General features: G+C 35.2%; 28 protein-coding genes and 1 pseudogene. 20 read left to right on the plus strand and 9 right to left on the minus strand.

What is annotated here, in order from left to right; all coding sequences use genetic code 11:
* Positions 1–81 precede the first annotated feature (81 nt).
* The 4 genes from ACUXEY_RS00140 to ACUXEY_RS00155 all read left to right on the plus strand — a co-directional run bounded on the left by ACUXEY_RS00140 (position 82) and on the right by ACUXEY_RS00155 (position 4,000).
* The gene (locus ACUXEY_RS00140) at positions 82–1,101 is read left to right on the plus strand and encodes a nuclease-related domain-containing protein (protein WP_461299782.1); all 1,020 of its coding nucleotides are present in this window, start codon (positions 82–84) and stop codon (positions 1,099–1,101) included.
* Between the two features lie 6 nt (positions 1,102–1,107).
* Positions 1,108–1,674 carry a hypothetical protein gene (locus ACUXEY_RS00145; protein ID WP_461299783.1) on the plus strand — a complete coding sequence of 189 codons (567 nt, stop codon included), beginning with the start codon at positions 1,108–1,110 and terminating at the stop codon, positions 1,672–1,674.
* A gap of 212 nt (positions 1,675–1,886) precedes the next feature.
* A complete protein-coding gene (locus ACUXEY_RS00150; RefSeq protein WP_461300036.1) occupies positions 1,887–3,614 on the plus strand; it encodes an S-layer homology domain-containing protein in 1,728 nt (575 codons plus the stop codon).
* A 239-nt stretch (positions 3,615–3,853) separates the two neighbouring features.
* Complete coding sequence (locus ACUXEY_RS00155) at positions 3,854–4,000, plus strand: BC1881 family protein (protein ID WP_048527526.1); 147 nt, start codon at positions 3,854–3,856, stop codon at positions 3,998–4,000.
* A gap of 435 nt (positions 4,001–4,435) precedes the next feature.
* On the opposite strand, the gene ACUXEY_RS00160 is transcribed toward ACUXEY_RS00155, so the two are convergent.
* Positions 4,436–4,642, minus strand: a complete 207-nt coding sequence (locus ACUXEY_RS00160; protein ID WP_166704078.1) for a DUF3903 domain-containing protein — start codon at positions 4,640–4,642, stop codon at positions 4,436–4,438.
* Between the two features lie 139 nt (positions 4,643–4,781).
* Here ACUXEY_RS00160 and ACUXEY_RS00165 point away from each other — a divergent pair, with 139 nt between their 5' ends.
* Positions 4,782–5,195, plus strand: a complete 414-nt coding sequence (locus ACUXEY_RS00165; protein ID WP_461299784.1) for an NUDIX hydrolase — start codon at positions 4,782–4,784, stop codon at positions 5,193–5,195.
* A 12-nt stretch (positions 5,196–5,207) separates the two neighbouring features.
* On the opposite strand, the gene ACUXEY_RS00170 is transcribed toward ACUXEY_RS00165, so the two are convergent.
* Both ACUXEY_RS00170 and ACUXEY_RS00175 read right to left on the minus strand, forming a co-directional pair.
* Entirely contained in the window at positions 5,208–5,885 is a 678-nt protein-coding gene (locus ACUXEY_RS00170; protein ID WP_429603190.1) for an LrgB family protein, read from the minus strand.
* Complete coding sequence (locus ACUXEY_RS00175; RefSeq protein WP_461299785.1) at positions 5,882–6,247, minus strand: CidA/LrgA family holin-like protein; 366 nt, start codon at positions 6,245–6,247, stop codon at positions 5,882–5,884. The genes ACUXEY_RS00170 and ACUXEY_RS00175 overlap by 4 nt, the downstream gene beginning before the upstream one ends.
* 152 nt (positions 6,248–6,399) lie before the next feature.
* On the opposite strand from ACUXEY_RS00175, the gene alsR reads away from it, so the two are divergent.
* On the plus strand, positions 6,400–7,305 hold the full coding sequence (gene alsR / locus ACUXEY_RS00180; protein ID WP_000423228.1) for an acetoin biosynthesis transcriptional regulator AlsR: 906 nt from the start codon (positions 6,400–6,402) through the stop codon (positions 7,303–7,305).
* A gap of 47 nt (positions 7,306–7,352) precedes the next feature.
* On the opposite strand, the gene ACUXEY_RS00185 is transcribed toward alsR, so the two are convergent.
* The gene (locus tag ACUXEY_RS00185; protein ID WP_461299786.1) at positions 7,353–7,967 is read right to left on the minus strand and encodes a histidine kinase; all 615 of its coding nucleotides are present in this window, start codon (positions 7,965–7,967) and stop codon (positions 7,353–7,355) included.
* A 176-nt stretch (positions 7,968–8,143) separates the two neighbouring features.
* Here ACUXEY_RS00185 and ACUXEY_RS00190 point away from each other — a divergent pair, with 176 nt between their 5' ends.
* From ACUXEY_RS00190 to ACUXEY_RS00200, 3 genes are all read left to right on the plus strand, one after another.
* The gene (locus ACUXEY_RS00190) at positions 8,144–8,710 is read left to right on the plus strand and encodes an ABC transporter permease (RefSeq protein ID WP_461299787.1); all 567 of its coding nucleotides are present in this window, start codon (positions 8,144–8,146) and stop codon (positions 8,708–8,710) included.
* A gap of 90 nt (positions 8,711–8,800) precedes the next feature.
* Positions 8,801–9,712 (plus strand): ABC transporter ATP-binding protein, encoded by a 912-nt coding sequence (locus ACUXEY_RS00195; RefSeq protein WP_166704067.1) that lies wholly within the window; start codon positions 8,801–8,803, stop codon positions 9,710–9,712.
* Positions 9,705–10,649, plus strand: coding sequence for an ABC transporter permease (locus tag ACUXEY_RS00200; RefSeq protein WP_166704065.1), 945 nt, complete (start codon positions 9,705–9,707; stop codon positions 10,647–10,649). The genes ACUXEY_RS00195 and ACUXEY_RS00200 overlap by 8 nt, the downstream gene beginning before the upstream one ends.
* Positions 10,650–10,688: 39 nt before the next feature.
* On the opposite strand, the gene ACUXEY_RS00205 is transcribed toward ACUXEY_RS00200, so the two are convergent.
* Entirely contained in the window at positions 10,689–11,834 is a 1,146-nt protein-coding gene (locus ACUXEY_RS00205; protein WP_166704063.1) for a M20 peptidase aminoacylase family protein, read from the minus strand.
* A 152-nt stretch (positions 11,835–11,986) separates the two neighbouring features.
* A complete protein-coding gene (locus tag ACUXEY_RS00210; protein WP_429605789.1) occupies positions 11,987–12,895 on the minus strand; it encodes an EamA family transporter in 909 nt (302 codons plus the stop codon).
* 324 nt (positions 12,896–13,219) lie between these two features.
* Here ACUXEY_RS00210 and ACUXEY_RS00215 point away from each other — a divergent pair.
* From ACUXEY_RS00215 to ACUXEY_RS00225, 3 genes and pseudogenes are all read left to right on the plus strand, one after another.
* Positions 13,220–13,363 (plus strand): annotated as a pseudogene (locus ACUXEY_RS00215) (peptidase T).
* Between the two features lie 16 nt (positions 13,364–13,379).
* Entirely contained in the window at positions 13,380–14,087 is a 708-nt protein-coding gene (gene ccdA, locus ACUXEY_RS00220; RefSeq protein WP_001152684.1) for a cytochrome c-type biogenesis protein CcdA, read from the plus strand.
* Between the two features lie 90 nt (positions 14,088–14,177).
* The gene (locus tag ACUXEY_RS00225; RefSeq protein ID WP_001028637.1) at positions 14,178–14,684 is read left to right on the plus strand and encodes a CcdC family protein; all 507 of its coding nucleotides are present in this window, start codon (positions 14,178–14,180) and stop codon (positions 14,682–14,684) included.
* Positions 14,685–14,756: 72 nt separating this feature from the next.
* Here the strand turns inward: ACUXEY_RS00225 and ACUXEY_RS00230 are convergent, their stop codons facing one another.
* Positions 14,757–15,188: a DUF2621 domain-containing protein gene (locus ACUXEY_RS00230; RefSeq protein WP_166704059.1), complete on the minus strand. Its 432-nt coding sequence runs from the start codon at positions 15,186–15,188 to the stop codon at positions 14,757–14,759.
* Positions 15,189–15,291: 103 nt separating this feature from the next.
* Entirely contained in the window at positions 15,292–15,588 is a 297-nt protein-coding gene (locus tag ACUXEY_RS00235; RefSeq protein WP_070806699.1) for a hypothetical protein, read from the minus strand.
* A 254-nt stretch (positions 15,589–15,842) separates the two neighbouring features.
* Between ACUXEY_RS00235 and ACUXEY_RS00240 the strand changes: the two genes are divergently transcribed.
* A complete protein-coding gene (locus ACUXEY_RS00240) occupies positions 15,843–16,421 on the plus strand; it encodes an AAA family ATPase (protein WP_461299788.1) in 579 nt (192 codons plus the stop codon).
* Positions 16,418–16,990 carry a DJ-1/PfpI family protein gene (locus ACUXEY_RS00245; protein WP_461299789.1) on the plus strand — a complete coding sequence of 191 codons (573 nt, stop codon included), beginning with the start codon at positions 16,418–16,420 and terminating at the stop codon, positions 16,988–16,990. The genes ACUXEY_RS00240 and ACUXEY_RS00245 overlap by 4 nt, the downstream gene beginning before the upstream one ends.
* A 13-nt stretch (positions 16,991–17,003) precedes the next feature.
* On the opposite strand, the gene ACUXEY_RS00250 is transcribed toward ACUXEY_RS00245, so the two are convergent.
* On the minus strand, positions 17,004–17,951 hold the full coding sequence (locus ACUXEY_RS00250) for a class I SAM-dependent methyltransferase (protein ID WP_461299790.1): 948 nt from the start codon (positions 17,949–17,951) through the stop codon (positions 17,004–17,006).
* A 194-nt stretch (positions 17,952–18,145) separates the two neighbouring features.
* Here ACUXEY_RS00250 and hutP point away from each other — a divergent pair, with 194 nt between their 5' ends.
* The 6 genes from hutP (at position 18,146) to ACUXEY_RS00280 (ending at position 24,867) form a co-directional block, all read left to right on the plus strand.
* The gene (gene hutP, locus ACUXEY_RS00255) at positions 18,146–18,586 is read left to right on the plus strand and encodes a hut operon transcriptional regulator HutP (protein WP_000926516.1); all 441 of its coding nucleotides are present in this window, start codon (positions 18,146–18,148) and stop codon (positions 18,584–18,586) included.
* A gap of 104 nt (positions 18,587–18,690) precedes the next feature.
* Positions 18,691–20,208, plus strand: a complete 1,518-nt coding sequence (hutH, locus tag ACUXEY_RS00260; protein WP_461299791.1) for a histidine ammonia-lyase — start codon at positions 18,691–18,693, stop codon at positions 20,206–20,208.
* A gap of 23 nt (positions 20,209–20,231) precedes the next feature.
* Complete coding sequence (gene hutU, locus ACUXEY_RS00265) at positions 20,232–21,890, plus strand: urocanate hydratase (RefSeq protein WP_000416710.1); 1,659 nt, start codon at positions 20,232–20,234, stop codon at positions 21,888–21,890.
* Positions 21,891–21,902: 12 nt separating this feature from the next.
* Entirely contained in the window at positions 21,903–23,174 is a 1,272-nt protein-coding gene (gene hutI / locus ACUXEY_RS00270; RefSeq protein ID WP_166704053.1) for an imidazolonepropionase, read from the plus strand.
* A complete protein-coding gene (hutG, locus tag ACUXEY_RS00275; protein ID WP_461299792.1) occupies positions 23,153–24,124 on the plus strand; it encodes a formimidoylglutamase in 972 nt (323 codons plus the stop codon). The genes hutI and hutG overlap by 22 nt, the downstream gene beginning before the upstream one ends.
* Before the next feature lie 281 nt (positions 24,125–24,405).
* A complete protein-coding gene (locus tag ACUXEY_RS00280; RefSeq protein ID WP_208326603.1) occupies positions 24,406–24,867 on the plus strand; it encodes a CarD family transcriptional regulator in 462 nt (153 codons plus the stop codon).
* The last annotated feature ends 558 nt before the right edge of the window (positions 24,868–25,425 follow it).

Consider the following 25,425-nt stretch of genomic DNA (forward strand, 5'->3'; position numbering starts at 1 on the left):
AAAAATATAAGAATAACATAGTATAATGGAGTAGAAATATGTATGGAAAATAGTAGGGAATGAAATGAAGGAGAAAAATATATGGATTATGTGCTAATGGGTGTAATTTTATTATTATTAGCTGCAGTATTCGTGCTGTTTTATAAAAATAAACAGCTAGAATCAGAGAGCCAGCAAGTAGAATTTGAAAAGAAACAAGCGATTGAAACGTACGAAAATGAAATTGCAGCTACGGTTACAGAACATAAAGAACAACAAAATACATTGAAAAATATGGAACAGAAGAAATACAGTGATTTACAAATAAGTGCAGCTAGAGAACTTGAAAATATGCGTATGATGAAAAATCAATTAGCTATGCAACATAGTAAAGAACGTAGTGAAATGCAAGAAAAGCATAGTAACGAAATACATATGTTTCAAAAGTTAATTGCAGATTTGCGAGAGTATACGAAAAATGGAGCTGAAGTGAGTACACACGAAACATTACAATATATGAAGCGTGGTTTCGTAGAGCAAGGCATAATACTACATAATGAATTTCATATTATGCCGAATGTTTTTATTAGAAATCAGCATGGAGGAAATGATCTTCGAATTCATCATCTCGTCTTAAGTAAAACGGGTATGTATGTACTTGAGACGAAAGAATGGACAGGGCACTTAATTCATGGCATAACGAAAGAAAATGCTAGTATATATTCATTTATGATTGATGAAATTGGCAAGTATCAACAAGAGATGGAGAAAGAAGAGACGTTTGCATACATTACAGGTGAAGATTCATTAACGATACAAGTGAAAAATGAAGGGAATCCAGTATATAGAGCGAAGAAACTATCGCATATTCTATACAATTGTTTGAAAGAAGTGCAAGTTGATATTGTAAAGGAAAACGTAAAACCGATTGTATATTTTTATAATGAGAGTGGGAAAGAAGTGCTAGATCTTTCTGAAGAAAAAACGCCGAGATTAAAAGATAGAGAGCAAATTGTAACGTTCTTCAGAAATGAAATCTTAACAGGGAAAGTAATATATACAGAGCAAGAGTTAGAAAAGCTTCGAGAAACTATTAATCGAATGAATTATATAATGAATTAAAAAGAGGTGGGGTTTCTGAGTGCTATATTAAGGGGTATTTTGTATGCTTACTTTTGTTTGTATGTACTAATGTATATTGCGTTTATTTTTATTATTGATATGGTACATACGTCATTAAGTGTAACGAGCATTTTTGTAGTAGTCATGCCATTCGTTTTATTAATTATGATTCAAAAGTCTATCTTATATGTTTCTAAAAATCGTAATGAAGAAAAGAAGAAAATGTCGGGAGTGGTAATAGTAGCACTCATTCCGTTAATAGTGTGTACTGCACAATTAAGTATGAATACATACACTTCAAAGTTTAATCAAGAGCGATGGTTACATGCCGAAGAGAAACGGGTACATATGGTAGATAATCTAATACAAAAATATAAATTAACAGGAAAATCAAATGAGGAAATTACAAAATTATTAGGAACGCCTACTGAAACGAGAAATGGAGAAGACGGGGTTATCACTTCGTACTATCTGGGAACTGAACGAGGCTTTATTCCTATAGATAGTGAACATCTTGTTTTACAATTTAATAGAGATGGTAAAGTCATGGAATATAAGGTGCAAAGAGATTAAAGAACCGTAGAGAAGCTATATATTATAGCTTCTTTTTTATATTCCAATATAGTAAATGTAGGCAAATAGTAGTCATTCCTATCTATACGAATTGGGATGAGTCTGTTATATTGTAAATGGTTATGTTACTTAATAGTTTACTATATAACCTATATTTTGGTTGAGGAGGGGGAATTTAACACGAATTTAATTACGGCGTGTTAAGTATTATGATGAAAAAAAGATTTTATAATGTTTTAGCTGCATCGATTGTATTTGGTACGGTAACGATTCCAAATTATTCCTATGCTAATGAGCTTGAAAAAACAGTAGCAGTTTCAACTGATGAACAAGCTTTAAAAAGTATTGAAAACCATATGAAGGATGAAGATGGTCGTGGAGAGGACAAGGGAGTAATAAATGAAGTGCAAGGTGAGTTTCTTGTACATATAGTGAAAGAAGTATCTTTATACGATTCTAGTAATTTTCAAAAAGAGACAGGGGTTCACATTTCGAACCAAGTTGTAAAAGCTGAGAAAAGAAAAGGAAACGCTTACTATGTTCGAACTTCATCTGGAACTGGGTGGATAGAAAATAGTGAGGGCAATGTAGAAATTAAAGAAATTCACCCTTTATCAAATGAAAAGTTGATTATTAATGAAGTAACCTCTATTTATTCTGAACCATTTCCTTCATACAAAGAAGGAAATGTATTGGAGCCACAAACTATCCAAGTAATTGGACAGGCTGGAGAATGGTTCCAAGTCAAAATAAATGATGAGATGAAATGGATTTATTCACCTTCAGCAAAGTTTGAAGGAACAAAGGCGTCGCTTATTCAAGAAGCGATACCAGCACGTACAAAACGTGCAGCAGTTATGTATGCTGCACCATTAGAAGAGAAAACAACAGATATTTATGGTGTACCTTTAAAAGAAATGATTGTACCGAAAGGAAATGACAATATTCGTCCAGGTTATGCGATGAATCCGAAGTATATTACGATTCATGAGACAGATAATTACAGTGTTGGGGCAAATGCTAGAAACCATGCGCTATATTTATATAACCAAGCAACGGGAACGGAAGATCGTTCAGCGTCTTGGCACTTTACGGTAGACGATAAAGAGATTTATCAACACCTTCCATTAAACGAAAATGCTTGGCATGCCGGAGATGGGGCAGAAGGAACTGGGAATCGAGAATCCATTGCGATTGAAATTGCTGTAAACGAAGATGGTGATTATAATAAAGCTGTTGAAAATGCTCGTAAACTAGCAGCTTATTTAATGGGAGAATTACATATTCCTATAGAAAATGTGAAGAAGCATCAATTTTGGAGTGGTAAAAATTGTCCAGCCATTATGATTAAAAACAATGCGTGGGAACCATTTTTACAAGGAACAAAAGCTTATTATGATGCGAACCATAAGGATGATATAACAGGCGGTTGGTACGAAGCAGACATTCGTGAATTAGATAAACGTGGCATTATGGTTGGAGACGGGAAAGGTTCTTATTGGCCAGAGCGTCTCGTAACGCGTGGTGAATTTGCGAATTTCATTTCAAGATCATTGCAGTTACCTGAAGGATCATCGAATTTTAATGATATAAATACAGCACATCCATCGCTAATAGACGGTATTAATCGTGCAGCAACTGCCGGGATAATAAGTGGTAGAGGGAATGGGACATTTGCTCCAAATGATACGATTAAACGAGATGAAGCTGTTATCATGATTGACCGTGCACTGCAATATAAAAAAATTAAAGGTAACTTAGTTCCGTTACCATTCTCGGATCAAGATTTAGCATATGATAAACAAGCTGTACAACGTGTTTATGGATTAGGTATTGTAAAAGGAAATGAAAATAATGAATTTATGCCGAAAGGTTCTGCGACGCGTGGAGAATCGGCAGCATTTATTAATAGAATGTTAAATGTAATAGAAAGTAAATAATGAAAAAGCATTCGCGTTTGCGAGTGCTTTTTTATTTTTCAATACGTTACGGAAGGGAGAGAAGCGTTTTAGGGGGAATAAGGAATGAAAGCGGAGGTGATGCATATATATAGATGCATTGGGTTATTTTTATCGTGCATAAACGGGTAGCTCAATTATAATCAGTGCGGAGTGGACCGAAGCTCTACTGATTAAAGTTTTACTGTATCATATTGTATAAATGAAAAGGAGGTAAGACGGTGAAAGCTATACCGACTGAAGCCCTGAGTAAAGAATTGATGGAAAGAGAAGGGGTTATATCTATTACAGTAAAAGAATTTGAAAAGATAGAAGTAGCTGGAGTAGTAGTCGCTGGCCCTGCAGTAATTTTGATTAATCAAGACTAAGTACATAGTATCAATTTAGAAAAGTATGAAAAGCATCCGCCCAGGATGCTTTTTATTTGTATGCTTTTGAAGTTTTCTATGATTATGACACCAGTTCTAGCTGGATGTATGTTATTGATAGAATAAAAATAATATAGCAAACTAATATGTTTTACGAATGAATTATGTAAGTAATTCATATTTCCCATATAAAAGGATTTACTTTAATATAATGAGTGTAAAGTTCGAGTATTCGAAGTACTACTTGAATTATATCCCTATCCCTTTTCTAAAAATGCGAACAAGTTTTGCCCTATTCTATTCAATAATTAATTGCATAGAAATATATTGTTCGATGACCATTATGGAACGTACATAATGGGAAAATCCCGATCCTTAAAGAGGATGCCCCTAATCTTCATGTGAAAATATGATCGGATAAGAAAGCTGACCAATTTATGGTCGGCTTTCTTTTTGTTCAAAAGTTATTTCTTCTTTAATTTTTGTTTGCAATAATAAAGCTTTTCCGAAACGACGTTTACATTCCGCACGCACTTTTTCAATGGCTAGTAGCTGAGTAGTGGCGGGAACTGTTACGATAGCTTGGCGAGGTTTTCGATTTTCTTCACAAAAGACACATTCCACAACATATTTAGAAATCATATTTTCATCCTTCCGTTTTTCATTTCTAAGAAGGGATTGCCTTTGAAGTTGATGTAATCTTTCGTCATTGTTTTACTATTTTCCTCTTTTTTCAAGGGGAAAATAAAAAAAGACGAATAGTAGTAGGGGAGGGATATATATGAAAAGATGGATAGGTTGTGCAGCAGTATGTGTAAACGAAAGAAATGAAGTTCTAATGGTGTTACAAGGACAAAAGGGTGAAGAAAAAAGGTGGTCTGTTCCAAGTGGCGGGCTTGAAAAGGGAGAAACACTAGAAGAATGTTGTATTCGAGAAGTTTGGGAAGAAACAGGTTACAATGTGGAAGTTTTAAGTAAAATATATGAAAAAGAAGGTATTACATACGGGGTTCCTGTATACGTTTATTATTATGTCGTTAAAAAAATAGGCGGTAGTATGAAAATCCAAGATCCTGATGAATTAATACATGAAATTGCTTGGAAGAGGATAGATGAAATAAAGGAATTAACGCTATCTTTTCCGGAGGATTATGAGATCTTAAATACATATATAAATAAAAAAGCGAGTGTCTAGACATTCGCTTTTTTAATGTATCCACGATAAGAAAAGCGGAACGATAATTAAACTTGCTCCTGCTGTTAAAAGCATAGATAAACTTGCAATTGTTCCTTCTACAGGACCGATTTCGAATGCTTTTGATGTACCGGTTCCATTCGCGCTCGTGCCTAACATAATGCCTTTTGCGAGCGCTGTTTTAATACGACATATACGTATGAGAGAAGGACCGAGCAATGCCCCTGTTAACGCAGTTAAAACAACAAATACGGCTGTTAATTGTGACATTCCACCAATCATTTCTGAAATGGCCATTGCAATTGGTGTCGTTACAATATGAGGTGCTAAACTATGTTCTAACGATGAATCAATTTGAAAATAATTTGCTAGTAGCGCTGAAGTAATAACTGATAAAAATGAACCGACAATGACATTAAGTAAAATAGCTATTCCATGTTTCTTAAGTAAATCAAAGTATTTATAGATTGGCCATGCAAAAGCAACTGTTGCAGGTTTTAATAATTCTGTTAACCATTGACCACCTGTTTCATATGTTTCATAAGGTGTGTCTAGTCCGAGTAATAAAGCAATTAAAATAATAGGGCAAACGAGAAGAGGAGAAAGTAAGCTCCAATTCCAGCGTTGATACATTTTCTTCGATATCCAATATGTGAATAGTGTTAATAATAAACAAAGAAAGCCGATCATTGCATGGATCCTTTCCGCTTTAGTAGCAATTCTGTCAAGAGTCCTGTAGCTAGAGTGACACAAAGTGTACTAATCATAATAATTAAAATGAGATCGATTCCATATTGTGATAGTGTATCTTTGTAGCGTATGACAGCGACTGCAGAAGGAATGAAAAATAAAATAAGTTCTTTTAATAAAAAGTCTGCTCCATCCTGTATCCACTCTTTTTTCACTAGGTTAAATTTTAATGAAATTAATAATAAAAAAATACCGATTATACTTCCTGGAACTGGGAGGTGTGCCTGTTTTGCAATCCATTCACCTGTCCAAGCGAAACAAAATAATAATAAGATTTGTCCGCTTAATTTCCACCATTTCATACAGTAACCACCTCTTTCTTTTTTTACATAAAAATTGTAAAAAAGAATTAACAATTTCTACTATACGTTCATTCAAAAAGTTTGTCTAATATATAAATTATATGTTATTAATATATTAGATGTATTAATCGAAAGTGAAAAGGGTGTCCAAAATGGAATTACGGCATTTGCAATATTTTGTTGTAGTGGCAGAGGAGTTACACTTTGGACGAGCAGCTGCTCGTTTACAAATGACACAACCACCGCTTAGTCAACAAATTCAGCAATTAGAAAAAGAAATGGGAGTTATGTTATTTTCAAGAACGAAGAGAAAGGTTGAATTAACAGAAGCTGGTGAAATGTTTTTAAAAGAAGTAAAAAAAGCGTTTGAACAAATTGAAAAAGCAGTAGAGATTGCACAAAGTGCCCAAAGGGGAGAAGTGGGCTCACTTTCAATTGGTTTTGTAGGTGCGGCGATATATGATATTTTACCATCTATCGTAAGGGAGTATAGAAAGAAATTTCCGAGAGTGTCTGTTGCACTACATGAACTGTCAACACCAGATCAAGTGCATGCACTTCACGATAACCGTATTGATATTGGTTTTTTACGTCCGCCAATTCCAACGCAATTACTAGAGTTAGAACCAATTCAAAGGCTTTCTTGTACGTTATGTTTACCGAAGGCACATCCACTTGCTGAAAAGGATGAAATACATATTGAAGATTTAAGAGACGAACCGTTCGTATTTATTACAAGGCCCGTATGGCCAGCGTTATACGATACAATTTTATCACTTTGCCGTGACGTAGGGTTTAGTCCACATATTGTACAAGAAGCGACGGAATATCAAACAGTTATGGGGCTTGTAGCGGCGGGAATTGGAATTACGGTAATACCTGTGTCAGCGAATAAATTATATAAAACCGAGGTCGTATATAAAGAGTTATATGATTCGAATTTTGTTGCAGAAATGTCAGTAGCGTACAAAAAAATGAATACTAATCCAGAACTTTTAGAGTTTTTGAAAATTGCAAGAGAGAAGAAAAGAATTGAAGTAGAGGATGAGATTAATTAAGTTATTAAAAAGTACACCTCATTAAACACTAAAGCGGAAATGCAATACTATTGCATTTCCGCTTTAGTGTTCTTTTTTAGTTCTATACTAAAGAGATAAACATGTTCATTTTCTTGTAATAGTTTTTCAATAGAGTTTTTTTCCTCAAGCATTGGCACTCTTACGGTTTCATTATTCGTTTTTATAATAGCTGTTAAAGTCGTTTTTTGATTGTATGTTAAGTTAATAGCAGATTGAATAGTAGTAGATGTAGAGCTAGTTACGATCGGTGGTGTTTCTTCAGGAACGAGCATGGAACTACCTCCAATATTAACATACCAATGTTTTTGTGTTTGTACATCTTTATCGAGTTGGGATTGAGGTGGTAAAAAAGAAAGCTTTACTTTCTTTTCTGGAAAATGTGATGAAGCTATGTTGGCAATCTCTTTCACTTTTTTACCATTTTGATAATAATCAAGCGTAGCATGTATTTCATCTTTTTCATTTTTTAGTGTAACGTTATAAAACATGCTGTTTCCTTCTTGAAAAGGAGTCATTTGTAAAATAGAAGATTGCTTTTCTGTTAATTTGTATGGCTCAACAACAGCAAATTCATTGTTTTTTAGTGGGCTACAACCGGTGAGAAATAATAAAAACAAGATTGATAGTAATTTTATACGCATGTAATACTCCTCCTTTTTACAATTATATTCTGAATATGATTTTTTTACCATTTTCGTTTTCTAGGACTAAAGACTTAGAAACAATTCAGATTGTAGTGCGATGTTTAAAATGTCATATTTTTATACACTAGTAGTATAGAATGAGTTTGTTATGAAGTAAGGTAGGGGAAGAACATATGTCTTTATGTCAGTTAGTGAGAAAAAATATAAGAACATTTGCTGCCAAAAGGATGAAGCAATTTATGTGGATTGCTATGAGTACTATGGTTTTGTTTTTTATGATATCGCTCCAATTTAATAAAGGGGCTATTGGGGAATTAGGGAATACACTTTTATTTCAAATGTGTTTTTACACGCTGTTTCTTATATTCATTGTTATATGTATTTTTACTACATATAAAATAACGTTTTCTCTTCTGCAAGTGAGGAAAGAGGAAATTAAATCTTATGTAGCAGAGAATAGGAACGTACTATGTGTATTATGCCAGGAGCAATTATTCATTTATGGCGCAGCGTTTGTTTTTGGATTAGTTAATGGGATGTTATTTTTGAAATTATTTACGATTATTTTTATGAAAATAGTAGGAATACAAGGGATAAATAGTGCACCAATTACAATATATGCAATAGTAGTTGTTAGTATAATTATGGTTGTTATCGTCCTATTATCGATGGTGCAATGTTTTCGATTTATTCAAAGTTTACAAGATGAAAATTCGTTTCATTTCAAGGAAAAGGCATGAGAAATCATGCCTTTTTCTATTTTACACAGAAAAATAATCATGTTACAGTGTAAAGACCTGACAAAGAATGGGAAGGAAAGGTTGTATAGAATGACAAATGAACAATCAATTGTAAAGGTTGAGCGGTTAACGAAGCGAATCGGTTCAAAGACACTTGTAGAAAATATTAGTTTCGAAGTTAAAAAAGGTGAAGTAGTTGGCCTGCTCGGGCCAAATGGTGCTGGGAAAACGACTTTAATGAGAATGATGGTCGGCATGATTCGTATGACAGAGGGCGAAGTTTGGATTGATGGCCAATCTGTAAAACAGCAATTCGAAAGTACTGCTTCGAAAATTGGAGCAGTAATTGAGACACCGGAATTTTATCCTTTCTTGAGTGGCTATGAAAATTTAACATATTTCGGACGAATGAATGGTAATGTGACAGAAGAACGTATCGATGAAGTAGTGGAATTACTAGGGATGGGACAAGTAATTGATCGTAAAGTAAAAGCATATTCACTCGGCATGAGACAACGTTTAGGTATAGCTCAAGCGCTTATTCACGATCCAGATGTATTGATATTAGATGAACCAACGAATGGATTAGATCCTAGTGGAATACATGAGATGAGAATGTACATAAAGAAAATTGCGCATGAACAAGGAAAAGCGGTACTTGTATCTAGTCATTTACTTTCAGAAGTTGAATTAATGTGTGACAGAGTTATCATTATTCAGCACGGAGAATATGTCGCGACGCAAAATATTCAGCATAAGCAAAGTGAAGAGATGGAGACAATACGTATACGTGTAGATGATGCGAATAAAGCAGCAGAAATGCTAGAACAAGATGTTTTAATAAAAGGTAATGACCTACTTATTCATGTAAAAGATGAAGAAATCCCAAATGTTATTCGTACATTGCTTGAGAAAAACATTCAAGTGTATCGTGTATATGAAGAAAGAAAAACGTTAGAAGAGCAATTTTTAGAATTAACAGGGGGAAAAGATATTGTTTAATTTAGTGTATAACGAACTGTATAAAATATTTAAGCGAAAGCGAACGATTATTCCATTTGCAGTTATTGCAGTATTAATAATCGGATTAGGATGGGTTACGGTAAAGTATTTGGAACCGGAAACAAAAGGATGGAAAGCCGATTATACAGAAAGAACTGTAGAAATTGAGAAAAAGCTAGGCATGAAAAAAGAAGCTATTTTAGCAGAACGATCTGGGGACGAGCTTGTAAAGGAATATCAGCTTAAGATGAAGTACTTAGACACAGATACAGCACCGGCAAGTAGTTCTCCGCTTTCTTTCATGAGAGATACAGGTTTTATCGTATTTCCAATATTACTCCCGTTTATCCTCGTGTATGCAAGTACAATTTTTGCGAATGAATATAGCTGGGGAACATATAAATTTTTAACGATACGACCAGCAAGCCGCTTTAAAATTTTGACAGCCAAATTTTTAGCAATTGTGATATTTGCAGCGTTATTGTTTATATTTAATATGATTTTCTCCACTTTATGTGGACTAGTTATTTATAAATTCCAGCAGCCTGCATGGAGCGAGTTTATTTTCCAAGATGGAAATATTATAAAACAAAATATTTTTGTAGAAGCTAGTCAGTATTATATTTTATCTTGGTTGCCGACGATCGTGTACGCAGCGTTTGCATTTATGATTTCTGTGCTAACAAGATCTAGCGGAGGAGCGATTGGTATTTCACTATTTCTCGCTTTATCAGGAAACATCGCATTACTAGCAGCAACTAGATATAATTGGGCGAAATATTTATTGCCAGCAAACACAGATTTATACAGTATTTCAAAGAATGGCAGTTTTATTGATGGAGTAACGTTCCCGTTTGCATCATGTATGTTATTACTGTATTTATTTGTATTTTTAAGTATTTCCTATACAGTATTTTTAAAACGTGATTTAACTTAATAGAAAGGGGCCGTTAAGTATCTCTTAACGGCTCCTTTTTTATGCAAATTGTTTAAGTGCTTTTTCAGCTAACAAAGCGAAGTATTCTGCACTTATAGGTAATGCCCGCTCGTCTACTGTAAAAGCGGGATGATGCCATTCATGTGTACCACTCGTTCCCATAAAGACGAATGAACCAGGTATTTCTTGTTGATAAAAAGAAAAATCTTCTCCAGCCATTGACGGGGTAGGAGAGATGATATTTAAATTCATATTTTCGGCAACTTGAGTCGATAAGTTTGTTAGAGATGTATCGTTATGAACGGCAGGAGGACCTGCATAAAAACGAAATTCTGTTTTTACACCTAATGCATCAGAAATCCCTTGGATAATACGTTTCATTAGTGCTGGAATCTTTTCGCGTGTTTCCGTTTGGAATGTACGTACAGTTCCTTCTAGCGTTGCTTTTTCAGGAATAACGTTCCACGTATTTCCTGAATGGATGTTTGTGACACTGACGACGGCATTATGTGAAGAACTTATATTTCGGCTTACAATTGTTTGTAGTGCCATCACAATTTGAGAAGACGCGACAATAGGGTCTACTCCAGCATCTGGTACAGCTGCATGTGTACCAACTCCGTGAATTTCAATTTCGAATCGATCAACCCCAGCCATCAGTGGACCATCTTTAATACCGATTGTACCGACTGGTAAATCAGGTTTATTATGCATACCGAAAATAGCTTGAACGCCATGTAAATGCCCGGCTTCAATGACTTTGCAAGCACCATTACTACTTTCTTCAGCTGGCTGGAATATAAAGCGTACCGTTCCGCTAAGAGAAGATTCCTTTTCCTTTAATAAATAAGCGGCACCTATAATAGCAGCTGTATGAAAATCATGCCCACAAGCATGCATCCTGCCGTGAATTTTTGAAGCGTACGGCAAATTTGTTTCTTCTTGAATAGGAAGGGCATCAATATCAGCACGGATTGCTATAAGTGGTCCGCTATTATTCCCTGAAATTTCAGCAATAACGCCTGTTTCTAAATTAGAATTTATAATTGTAATGTTTTTCTCTTCTAACCAATTTTTTATAGCTTTCGTCGTTTCAAATTCTTCGTATGATAATTCTGGATGCTCGTGTAAATTTCGACGAATAGAAATTAGCGTCTCAGTTAATTGCTCTCGATTTGCTGCCACTTATAATGCCCTCTTTCTTAAATGAAGTATTTACATTAAGTATACAATAAGAAAGGAGAGGATTCTCAAATGAAAATCCTCTCCCATTAAAGTCCGATTGGTTCAACTAATAATCAGTGGGGGATGAAGACCCCACTGATTAAAGTTTCACTTTATGCTGCCAATTTTTTGTGTGTATGATGCTTACGATAACGTCCACGCATTGCATAGGCAATTTGCGGGATTGCAATACCGATTAAAATAAGGGATACACCGAACCATTGTGAAGATAGTACAGCTTCTTTTAAAATGAATACAGACATAATTGTTGTAACTGGTAGTTCTGCTGCACCAAGAATAGTTGCTAAGCCAGAACCGATTTTCGGAATACCAATTGTAAAGGCAATAGAAGGAATAACGATACTAAATGTTCCTAAACCTAAACCGTATTTCCAAAGTCCTTCAGAAATTGCACCATTCAAAATAAATGTTGGCGGGAATACGATCATTACTAAAGTTAAAGCGCCTGCCATTAAGAGAACACCGCGCGGTAATGAAGGTACTTCAACAGCAACTTTTCCGCTGACGAAAATGTATGTTGCAAATGTAACAGCAGATAATAAACCTAATATGATTCCAGTCGTATCGAAATCACCTGCTGATTTTTCTAGTAAACCACTTGATAAAAATGTACCTGCAAGTAAGATAATAACGGAAATTACCTTTTCTCTTGAAGGCAATGTTTTTGTTGCGACTGCTTCAATAATAATTCCGACCCAAACAAATTGGAATAAAAGTATAATTGCAATAGATGCTGGTACAGTTTTTAATGAAGCATAATAAAAAATTCCAGTGAAACTTGCAGATGTACCTGCAACGAATAAAATTAACGCTTGTTTTAATGGAACACGATGTCTGGAAAATAGAAGTGTAATAGCAAGCAAAATAATCCAACCGAACAAATATTGGCTGCCAATTACCTCTCCAAGTGAAAATCCTTCTGCATAGGCAAGTTTAACGAAAATAGCTAAAATCCCATAACTACACGCTCCTAATAAAACTAAAAGAGAATAACGAAGCATGAAAAATTCCTCCCATCTATATGAAATTGTTCCTAACGGACATATATAACTAGAGGGAAGTATACAAAATTAAAAATAAAGGGTCAAATAAAAGAAAAGTGTGACATTTTATGGAATAATAATAAAAGTATGATATTTATGCATAATCTTGAAATTAGTAATAATAAAAGTATTGTAAAATCAGCTTCGTATTGTATAAAGACAGCATTTGAAAAAATATTTTTTAGGGAGATAGAAGGGTAGTCCATTATAGTGTGCTAATCATTTGAGAAACTATGTTACCTTTGTTATGTTAATAACAATTAGAGAAGTTTCGTAGTCCAATTGAGATTGTTCTATATAATAGAAGGAAATGAAAACGTTTTATTAGAAACTGTTTGTAAAGGTAGTTTTTCTTATTAGCACATTGTTAAAGTGAGTTCACGAATTGTTCATAGTATTTTTATGTGTTTTTGCTACAATATGTAAGGAGAGGAGTGGAATCATGCAAGATATTAGTATTTTTTTAGCGTTTGGCGCAGGGTTTTTATCATTTATTTCCCCGTGTTGCTTACCGCTTTATCCGGCATTTTTATCGTACATAACAGGTATGTCGGTTTCTGAGTTGAAAGAAGAAAATGCAATGCTTCGCAAAAGAAGTATGATACATACAGCGTTTTTCTTACTTGGATTTTCAATTATATTTATTGCAATTGGATTTGGTACAAGTTTTATTGGAGGCATCTTTACAAATTATAAAGATTTAATTAGACAGTTAGGTGGTATATTTATCATCGTGTTCGGTCTTATTATTGTCGGTGTATTTAAGCCAAAGTTTTTAATGCAAGACCGTAAATTTACGTTTAAAAATCGTCCGAGTGGCTATTTTGGATCCGTTCTAATTGGGTTAGCCTTTGCTGCAGGGTGGACACCATGTACAGGACCTATTTTAGTGTCTGTCATTGGATTAGCTGCAACAAATCCAGAATCAGCAATGATTTATATGATTGCATACATACTTGGATTTGCTATCCCATTTTTCGTGCTATCATTCTTTATTACGAAAATGTCTTGGATTAAAAGGAATAGTATGAAATTCATGAAAATTGGAGGATACGTTATGATTGTCATGGGTATCTTCCTATATTTTAACTGGATGACGAAAATTATCGTATATTTCTCAAGTTTATTTGGTGGCTTTACCGGTTTTTAGTATTATTCTGTGAAAATGTTGGAAATACTAACGGAAAAGCATATAATGAAAGTATATTTTGCATATAGCCACAAAAAAGGATGAGAAAATATGAACATAGTTGTTTTATCCAGTATAGTTGCTGTTTGTATGGCTGTTGGTGCGATGTTTATTCGTTTAAAAGCAGCTAAGAAACCTGCAACATTGAAAAAAATTATACTTCCACCATTTTTTATGAGTACGGGAGCATTGATGTTTGTTTTTCCAGAATTTCGATTAACTCCAGCAGAAATGTTAGAAGCAATTGGCGTCGGTTTGTTTTTCTCTATTTTTCTTATTAAAACATCTAAATTTGAAATTAGAGGACAAGAGATTTATTTGAAGCGTTCAAAAGCATTTGTTTTTATATTAATTGGATTACTTGTCGTGCGGATTGTATTTAAAACATACTTAAGTCAATCTCTTGATTTAGGACAACTTAGTGGCATGTTCTTCTTACTTGCATTCGCGATGATTGTATCATGGAGAATTGCGATGTACCGTTCCTTTACGAAATTACAGAAGGAAATGGAAAAAGAAGATGGTTTTTATAATGAGAAAGATATGAAATTAACTTGAAAACTGTATATGTATAAAATAAAAAAAGACAGCGTCAAAGGCGCTGTCTTTTTTATCGAAAATAATTTGAAGTTATTTTGCGAGTAAAGACTTATAGTTTGAATAATCAATTTCTTTTTCTTGTAGTTTTCTAACTAAAAATTTATGATCACGCTTCGGTGTAGCAATAATATATCCTTTAATAATTAGATCTTGTGTGATTTGAGAGGCTTTTTCTTGTAATGCAAGTTCTCCGATTTTACCAGCAATTTTTGATTTAGCAACATCGCGAAATAGTTCCGGAACAGGACTTACGAGCTCTTCTAACAATTGTTTTTGTTCGTCATCCCATAAATGCCTAGTTTTATTAATATAGTGCTCTTCCCAATCTAGAATGGACATACCATCTTCTTTCGGTAATCGTTTTAAAAATTTTCTGAACATAAAGTATCCACCGATAGACATAAGTCCTAATAAAATAACAGTCCATAGCACAATAAACCAACTGAACCATCCTTCGAGCAAGCGTATCCCCCCTTAATGATTGCGGTTTTCTTTTATTCATATTATAAACAGTGAGATTCATAGAAAGCAAGAACGCTTGGTCATTTTGACCAAGCGTTATCATTTAAACGAAGTATAGTTGTTCCACACATAAATTATTATTATCGTCTTCAATATACTCAATAATAAGTGTGCCAACTTTACGATCTTTATCTTCAGTTGTGAAAATAGAGTAAGAAGTAAAACGTGCTGTTGATAGGCCGCTTATATGTGTAGGTAAAGAAATGTAGTCGTTATCGCGGAAGAATTCCATCAGTTCAATATCCTCAAATTCTTTTCGGTCAACTTGTTTGTTTGTATAGCGGCGTTGAAGTTGTTTTAAAGACTCATTCCAAGAAATTGCTTTTGTATCGTATACCATTGTCTTATCTCCTTACTGTATGTAATCATTAAGAACATACGTTCTAAACTAGTATACTCTTTTTATTAGAAAAGGGAAAGCAAAAAATAATGTAAGCTTGGATTTCCAAGCTTACATTATTGATGCATCCGTCATAATCTCTATTTTTTATTATAAGTTAGATAAGAATAAGAAACAAGATGATATATATATTGTTGATAGTATTGAAAATTCTGTATATTATAGATGTACTAAAGTGCAAGGGAATGAGAGGAATGGCATATGTAATTTCACTCCAAGGACCGATGGCAAGCGGGAAAACAACATTGGCTAAAAGGTTAGAGCGATGTGGACTTTCAGTTATATATGAAAATCCTCATCCAATTGTAGAAAAGAGAAAACAATTAAATTTGGATATGAATTTAAAAGAAGGATTTATAATAAATCAAAAAATGTTTATAGAAACTAAAATAAAGGAGTTTCAAAATGCGAAGGGTTCAGTTGTTATTTTTGATCGTGGACCTGAAGATATTGAATTTTATACACTTTTTTATCCAATAATTATAGGAAAAGAGTGGGATATAGAAACAGAATTGAAAGATGAATTATATAAATTAAGAGAATGTCGCTCAGATGCTATTTTTTATTTAGATGTGACAGAAAAGAATGTATATGATAGAAAAAATAACGATAGGGCAAGAAAACGAAGTACATTTGAGGAGCAATTTAAATTAGTAGAAACGGAAAAAGACTGGTATAAACAATTTCCTGTAACTTATGTGGACACAAACAGATTAACAGTGGAAGGTTTAGAGGTATATTTTATGAATTGGTTAAAGGAGAGAGGGTTATGAAAAAAATACTTTTATTTGTGTATCCAACATTTGCGGAGTTTGAAATAACGGTAGCTACGGCATTGCTGAAAAATAAATTTGAAATTATTACAGCGAGTGTAACAAAAGAATTGATTATAAGTGAAACAGGTTTGCAAGTGCAACCACATATAGAATTAAGTGAAGTGCGTGTAGAAGAATATGAGGGGATTATTATTCCAGGCGGAGATGCAATACATATGAAGGATGCAGAAGTACTCTTTACAGTCATTCGTCAATTTTATGAACAAGAAAAATTAGTAGCTGCTATTTGTGCTGGACCGTATGCGCTAGCAAAAGCAGGCTTATGTAAAGAAATCTCGTATACGGTGACTATCGATTATCAAAAATTAGATTGTTTTCCAGTAGAAAATTTTGTGTATGAAGAAGTTGTGCAACACTCAAATGTTATTACAGCACAGGGGCATGCATTTGTACCATTTGGAATAGCGATTGCCTCTTATTTTGGAGTAGCGAACGAACATAATATAAATTTTTATGGTGGTAAGGGCAATGTGATGATGGAGAAACTTTTACCTGAGAATGTATAAAAGCTAGCGAATGCTAGCTTTTTTCTTTTTGACATCGATAAATGGCTAACGTTTTCGGATCGCGCCATATACTGTTATGAATTGCCAATTCATTTTCTACTTCTTCTTTTAGCCATTCCTTCATTTCGACGTGAAGATATGTATTATCAGGTATATTTAGTGACGGAAACATGCTAGAAATATAGTTTACAATTGGAGTAGCATGATGGAAAACGAGTGCATTATGAATAATAGTTTCTTCGACAGTTGGAAAAACAGATTGTAATATCTCTTTACCATTTTCTAAACAAAATGAAGTGACTGATGATGTTGTTTTCGGTAGATCAAATGCGTCTAGCATGCGGTTGCACATTTTAACGATACGAGGTAATGTGGTGTCAGAATTTGTTGTAGCTAAAAGTGAGCCACCAGGACGAATTACTTTATGGAATCCTTGAATTGTTTTTTCGACATCTTTCATATGATATAACATATGTCTTGCGACGATCCAGTCGTAGCAATTAGCTTCGAAAGGAAGTTTACCAGCATCACCTAGTTTCCATTCAATTATGCTATTCTTTATTGCAGCTTCAGAAAGCATCGTTTTTGATTGATCAAAACCGGTTAGTTGTCCTTTATGCCCGTTAGTTTGTAAAAGAGAAAGAAAATTCCCGTTAGCGCATCCAACCTCTAATATTTTTTCGTCTCCTTGAAGTTGTAAATGTTCCGTGACGAGTTCATCTAAATTCACTTGTTTTTCTTCGTAATGTTTATGCGTATCGATACGAACTTGTAAATGGTTGCTTACGTTGTATTGGCGTTTTACATCATTCATTTTTTCACATTCCACCTTCGTGCAAAATTGCTGAATCGCATGTGTTAATACGTCGGTTTTCTTTAAACCTTCATATTGAAGTGCAGATTCAAACCTTTCAAGTAATTTTTCTTCAATTCGAAAATGAATATCTCTTCGCTTCGTCATTGAAATATCGCCCCTTTGCATCTGTTAGTGAGACTATAGCACGCCTGAAAAAATTGTGTAAATCATTTGTGTACACAAATGGAGAAGATGAAAAAAATGTTTGAATGTGAGTTTAAACTATTGACGATTTAACCGTTTTCATATATTCTTAAATTAAGAAATATTCAAATAATTAAAAGAAATGAGAGAGTCACATGCTTCTTCAAGGAACACATCGAATTGGTCGTATGGCCATGCTGTTGGCACTTGCGGATGAGAATGAAAGCCCTGTATTATCTATTCCAAAAGGTTGGAAGTATTGTACTGGGAAAGTGGGTTCGATGAATTCGCAAAAAGTTGTAGCAGCAATGGAAACAGCGGCTAAGAGCAACCAAGTTATTGAAACAGACGTTTACAGAGAAACACATGCACTTTATCATGCAATTATGGAAGCTTTGTACGGAGTGACGAGAGGTCAAATTCAGTTAGCAGACGTTCTTCGTACAGTAGGACTTCGATTTGCGATTGTGCGCGGTACACCATACGACGGAAAAAAAGAAGGCGAATGGGTTGCTGTTGCATTATATGGAACGATTGGTGCACCTGTAAAAGGATCTGAGCATGAGGCGATTGGTTTAGGAATTAATCACATATGATTTGCCCATAGTCTATTAGTTAGAAGGGGGCCTTACTTTTTTTAGGACAGAAGTCTGTCTTAAAAAGATAAGGTCCCCTTTTGCCTTTTTAAGGAGGAAAAAGAATGATTACGTTAACAGGACACACATTGACAATTGAAGAAATGAAGAGGTTGTTACTTGAAGGAGAAGGTGTAACAGCTTGTCCAAATAGTATGCAAAAGGTGGCGGAGTGCCGCGCAGTAGTTGAGAAAATTGTAGAAGACGGAAAAGTCGTTTACGGTATTACAACTGGATTTGGAAAGTTTAGTGACGTGCTTATTCAAAAAGATGATGTAAAGGCACTTCAACACAATTTAATTCAGTCACATGCATGCGGGATAGGTGATCCATTCCCTGAAGAAGTATCGCGCGGTATGTTAATTTTACGAGCGAACACGATGCTTAAAGGCGTATCTGGCGTTAGACCGCTTGTTGTAAATATGCTTCTTGAGTTTGTAAATCGCAAAATTCACCCAGTCGTTCCGCAACAAGGTTCACTTGGTGCGAGTGGTGATTTAGCACCTTTATCTCATCTTGCACTTGTATTATTAGGAGAAGGTGAAGTGTTCTATAAGGGGAAACGCGTTCATGCGATGGTGGCTCTTACAGAAGAAGGTCTTGAGCCGATTGAACTTGAAGCGAAAGAAGGGCTTGCTTTAATCAATGGTACGCAGGCAATGACAGCGCAAGGAGTTCTTTCTTATATAGAAGCTGAAGCAACGGCTTATCAAGCGGAATTCATTGCTTCGATGACAATCGAGGGGTTACAAGGCATTATTGATGCATTTGATGAAAATGTTCATAAAGCACGTGGTTATAAAGAGCAAGTGGAAGTAGCGAGCAGAATTCGTGACATCCTTCATGATAGTAAATTAACAACAAAACAAGGAGAACTACGAGTACAGGATGCCTATTCACTTCGCTGTATCCCGCAAGTACACGGTGCTTCTTGGCAAGTTTTAAATTATGTGAAAGAAAAATTAGAAATTGAAATGAATGCAGCAACAGATAATCCGTTAATCTTTGATGGTGGGGAAAAAGTAATTTCGGGTGGTAATTTCCATGGTCAACCGATTGCGTTTGCGATGGACTTCCTAAAAGTAGGAATGGCGGAACTTGCAAATATTTCAGAGCGTCGAATTGAACGTTTAGTAAATCCGCAATTAAATGATTTACCTCCATTTTTAAGTCCAGAACCAGGACTTCAATCTGGTGCAATGATTATGCAATACGCAGCAGCGTCACTTGTTTCTGAAAATAAAACGTTAGCACATCCGGCGAGTGTTGATTCAATCCCGTCATCAGCTAACCAAGAAGACCACGTAAGTATGGGAACAATCGCTTCACGCCATGCACATCAAATTATTCAAAACGTAAGACGTGTTCTTTCAATTGAAATGATTTGTGCGATGCAAGCTGCAGAATATCGCGGTATTGAAAACATGAGTACAGTGACAAAGAGCTTCTACCATCAAGGTCGTCAGCAAGTACCTTCTATTACTAATGACCGTATATTCTCAACGGATATTGAAAATATTGCGTATTGGTTAAAAACGAATTATTCGATAAAAGAAAGATTAGATGTAAACGCAGCACTATAAAATGAGAAAAGGGAGAGATTGAAATGGAAAAAGTAAAACAAACAATTCGCGCGCCAAGAGGTACTGAGTTACAAACGAAAGGATGGGTTCAAGAAGCTGCACTTCGTATGTTAATGAACAATTTAGATCCTGAAGTTGCTGAAAAACCAGAAGAATTAGTTGTATATGGCGGAATTGGCCGTGCAGCTCGTAACTGGGAAAGTTATCAGGCGATTGTAGATTCATTAAAAACGTTAGAAAGCGATGAAACATTACTTGTTCAATCAGGAAAACCAGTTGCAATCTTTAAATCACATGAAGATGCACCTCGCGTTCTTTTGGCGAACTCAAACTTAGTGCCGAAGTGGGCGAACTGGGATCACTTCCGTGAACTAGAGAAAAAAGGTCTTATGATGTACGGACAAATGACAGCAGGTAGCTGGATTTATATTGGAACACAAGGTATTTTACAAGGAACATATGAAACGTTTGGAGAAGCGGCACGTCAACATTTCGATGGTTCATTAAAAGGTACAATAACACTTACTGCTGGTTTAGGTGGTATGGGTGGTGCACAACCTCTTGCTGTAACGATGAACGGCGGTGTTGTTATTGCTATTGATGTTGATAAGCGCAGCATCGATCGTCGTATTGAAAAGAGATACTGTGATATGTATACAGAATCATTAGAAGAAGCATTAGCAGTTGCGAACGAGTATAAAGAGAAGAAAGAACCGATTTCTATTGGCTTATTAGGAAATGCGGCAGAAATTTTACCAGAACTAGTGAAGCGTAATATTACGCCAGATTTAGTTACGGATCAAACATCTGCTCATGATCCATTAAACGGTTATATTCCAGTAGGCTACACATTAGAAGAAGCAGCAAAACTTCGTGAAGAAGATCCAGAGCGTTACGTACAATTATCAAAAGAAAGCATGACAAAGCATGTAGAAGCAATGCTTGCTATGCAAGCAAAAGGCGCAATTACATTTGATTACGGAAATAACATTCGCCAAGTTGCTTTCGATGAAGGTTTGAAAAATGCATTTGATTTCCCAGGATTCGTTCCAGCATTTATCCGTCCATTATTCTGCGAAGGAAAAGGGCCATTCCGCTGGGTAGCACTTTCTGGTGATCCAGAAGATATTTATAAAACAGACGAAGTAATTTTACGTGAATTCGCTGACAATGAGCATTTATGTAACTGGATTCGTATGGCTCGTCAGCAAGTTGAGTTCCAAGGTCTTCCATCACGTATTTGTTGGCTTGGTTACGGTGAGCGCGCGAAATTTGGCCGCATCATTAATGAAATGGTTGCAAATGGTGAATTATCAGCACCGATCGTTATCGGCCGTGACCATTTAGATTGCGGATCAGTGGCATCCCCAAACCGTGAAACAGAAGCGATGAAAGACGGTAGTGATGCAGTAGCCGACTGGCCAATTTTAAATGCATTAATTAACAGTGTAAATGGTGCAAGTTGGGTATCTGTTCACCACGGTGGCGGCGTTGGTATGGGTTATTCACTTCATGCTGGAATGGTTATCGTTGCAGATGGAACAGAAGCAGCAGCTAAACGTATTGAGCGCGTATTAACTTCTGATCCTGGTATGGGTGTTGTTCGTCACGTTGATGCAGGATATGACTTAGCTGTGGAAACTGCGAAAGAAAAAGGCGTAAACATTCCAATGATGAAATAAGGAGGAGAAAACATGCTGGACACTTTACTAATAAATATCGGTCAATTACTAACAATGGATCAAGAAGATGGTTTGTTAAGACGGGAAGCAATGAACACGCTTCCTGTTATCGAAAACGGTGTGATTGGAATTGAAAACGGCGTAATTACTTTCGTTGGAACAGCGGGAGAAGCGAAAGGACTACAAGCGAAAGAAGTTATTGATTGCGGCGGGAAAATGGTTTCTCCTGGTCTTGTTGATCCGCATACTCACCTTGTATTTGGTGGATCTCGTGAAAATGAAATCGCACTAAAATTACAAGGAGTTCCGTACTTAGAAATTTTAGAGCAAGGCGGAGGTATTCTTTCAACTGTAAATGCAACGAAAAAAGCGTCGAAAGAGGAACTTGTTCAAAAAGCGAAATTTCATTTAGACCGTATGCTATCTTTCGGAGTTACAACTGTAGAAGCGAAGAGTGGTTACGGATTAGATGATGAGACGGAATGGAAACAATTAGAGGCGACTGCACAATTACAAAAAGAGCATCCAATTGATTTAGTTTCCACATTTTTAGGCGCTCATGCAGTTCCGAAAGAGTATAAAGGTAGATCGAAAGAATTTTTACAATGGATGTTAGACTTATTGCCAGAAATGAAAGAGAAACAATTAGCTGAATTCGTTGATATTTTCTGCGAAACAGGTGTGTTCTCTGTCGAAGAATCAAAAGAGTTTTTATTAAAAGCGAAAGAACTTGGCTTTGATGTGAAAATTCATGCAGATGAAATCGACCCACTTGGTGGTGCGGAAGCAGCTGCTGAAATTGGTGCAGCATCAGCCGACCATTTAGTTGGCGCTTCTGATAAAGGAATTGAAATGCTTGCAAACTCTAATACAGTAGCCACTTTATTACCGGGAACAACTTTCTATTTAAATAAAGAAAGCTTTGCGCGCGGTCGTAAAATGATTGATGAAGGTGTTGCAGTTGCGTTAGCTACAGATTTTAACCCAGGCAGCTGTCCAACTGAAAACATTCAGCTTATTATGAGCATCGCAATGCTGAAGCTGAAAATGACACCAGAAGAAGTTTGGAACGCGGTAACAGTTAACTCTTCTTATGCTATTAATCGAGGCGATGTAGCTGGGAAAATTAGAGTTGGTCGCAAGGCAGATGTAGTTTTATGGGATGCTTATAATTATGCTTACGTACCGTATCATTACGGCGTAAGTCATGTAAATACAGTATGGAAGAATGGTAATATTGCATATACAAGAGGTGAACAATCGTGGAGCACGGCCACTATTTAAAGAAGAATGCAAAGTTTATCGATCGTGAAGTGACGAAATGGAGTGAGATGATTAAAGATTGGGAGGAAGGTGTAGAAATATTCGGTGCTGCCTTAATTGGAGCACCCCTTTCTAAACCATCTATTAGTCATTCAGGAGCAAGTTTTGCTCCAAAAACAATTCGTGCGATGTTAGATGCATATAGCACGTACGCCATTACAGAAGAACATGATATGAAAGAAAGTGTTTTATATGATTGCGGCGATATTACGATGCATGTGACGGATATAAAAGAAAGTCATAACCGAATTGCGAAAACAGTTGGTCATGTAACGAAAGTAAATCCGAACATGATACCAATTGTTCTTGGTGGGGATCACTCGATTAGTTTTCCAAGTATAACAGGATTTGCAAACAGTAAAGGAAAGGTCGGGATTATTCAATTTGATGCCCATCATGATTTACGTAATTTAGATGATGGTGGTCCATCAAATGGTACACCTTTCCGTAGTTTACTAGAAAATGGTGTCATTACAGGAAAACAACTCGTTCAAATCGGTATTCGTAATTTTTCAAATGCACGAGCGTACCATGAATATGCACAAGAACATGGTGTGACAGTGTATACAATGAAAGATGTACGAGAGCGAGAAATCAAAGATATTATGACGGAAAGTATTGAAGTATTAAGAAATCGAGGCGTGACTTCTATTTACATTTCTCTTGATATGGACGTACTAGATCAAGCATTCGCACCAGGTTGTCCAGCAATTGGCCCTGGCGGAATGGACAGTATGACTTTACTTGATGCGATTGAATTCCTTGGTAAAGAACCGCTTGTGCAAGGTATGGATATTGTAGAAATCGATCCAACCCTCGATTTCAGAGATATGACGAGTCGAGTAGCTGCGCAAGTGATTATGAGTTTTCTTTTAGCGAGAGAAACAGTCCGTAAGCAGGTTAGTATATAGGCTTGAAATTAATAGGTGATTTTTACCGATTTCGTATAAAAAACACATTACTACTCATATGTAGTAATGTGTTTTTATGTAAAAAGAAAAGGTGAAATTAGAGTGTATATATGTGTGGAAAAGTTAATAAGATTGTGGGTTTTGAGTGATATGTTACGAGTTTGTTTTTTTAGTTTGAAATGATTGACATGAAAAATAATTTTATGATAAAATAAAAATTTTGCTAAAAAAGTGAATGTGTGTTAAGCTTGAGAAGGTTACCATATATGGAGGTGGATTATTTGTTTCAAATTGGCGATAACATTGTTTATCCAATGCAAGGAGCAGGTATAATTAAAGCCATAGAAGAGAAGGAAATCGCAGGGGAAAAACAACAATATTATGTTATAAAAATGTCGGCTAGTAATATGGAAATAATGATTCCTGAAGGGAAAATATTGAATTCAAATATACGACCAGTAACGGATATCACGGCATTAATACACATAATAGATATTTTTCAACATGGAGAATCAGATAGATTACTTACGTGGAAACAAAGGTATAAATTGAACACCGATAAAATAAAAACGGGTAAAATGCAAGAAGGTGCTGAGGTTGTGCGTGATTTAATGCGTATACAGAAAGAAAAAGCACTTAATGCAAGCGAAAAGAAAATGTTAGATAATGCACATGAATTTTTGATTAGTGAACTGGGATTAATTGAAGGTATCACAGAAAATCAAATAAAAAGCTTTTGTTAAGATTCATTACAAATAATGTATTACATCCCAAAAAAGATTTTGAATTTTTTGGGAACATAATTATAGAAAAGTAATCATTTCAAAGACATTCAACTCTTTCAAACCACTTTTAGAGCATTAACCTCTTTTGTTATTACTACAATCAAATCCATTTTTATTTTTGAATTCTTTACGAATATTCGAAGTTTAATGAAACACTTCGATAGAATAGTTACTTGATTTTTGCAATCCTGATTCACACTGGCACGGACGAGGAGCCGTAAGGATGAAAGAGAGGTAGGGCTTTCATTGTTTTAGGTATATATAAGTTATTATTTTTAGAAGAATACCGAACTACTTTCACCTCTATTGTTAAAGTTTTTTTATATGTGAAGAGATAAACGAATTGTTAGCCATATATGGTCAACTAAAAAAGGTTTCCTGCCTAGGGAACCTTTTTTTAGTTGTATCATTCTATTTTTTGATATTCGAATGTTTGATAGTAAAGTCGTATAAATTGACGTTACTATCTAAAAGTAAGTATGATGCGTTTATAGTAAGAATTTTTTTAGGGGGAAG

Source organism: Bacillus sp. F9_6S_D1_P_5 (assembly GCF_054823925.1).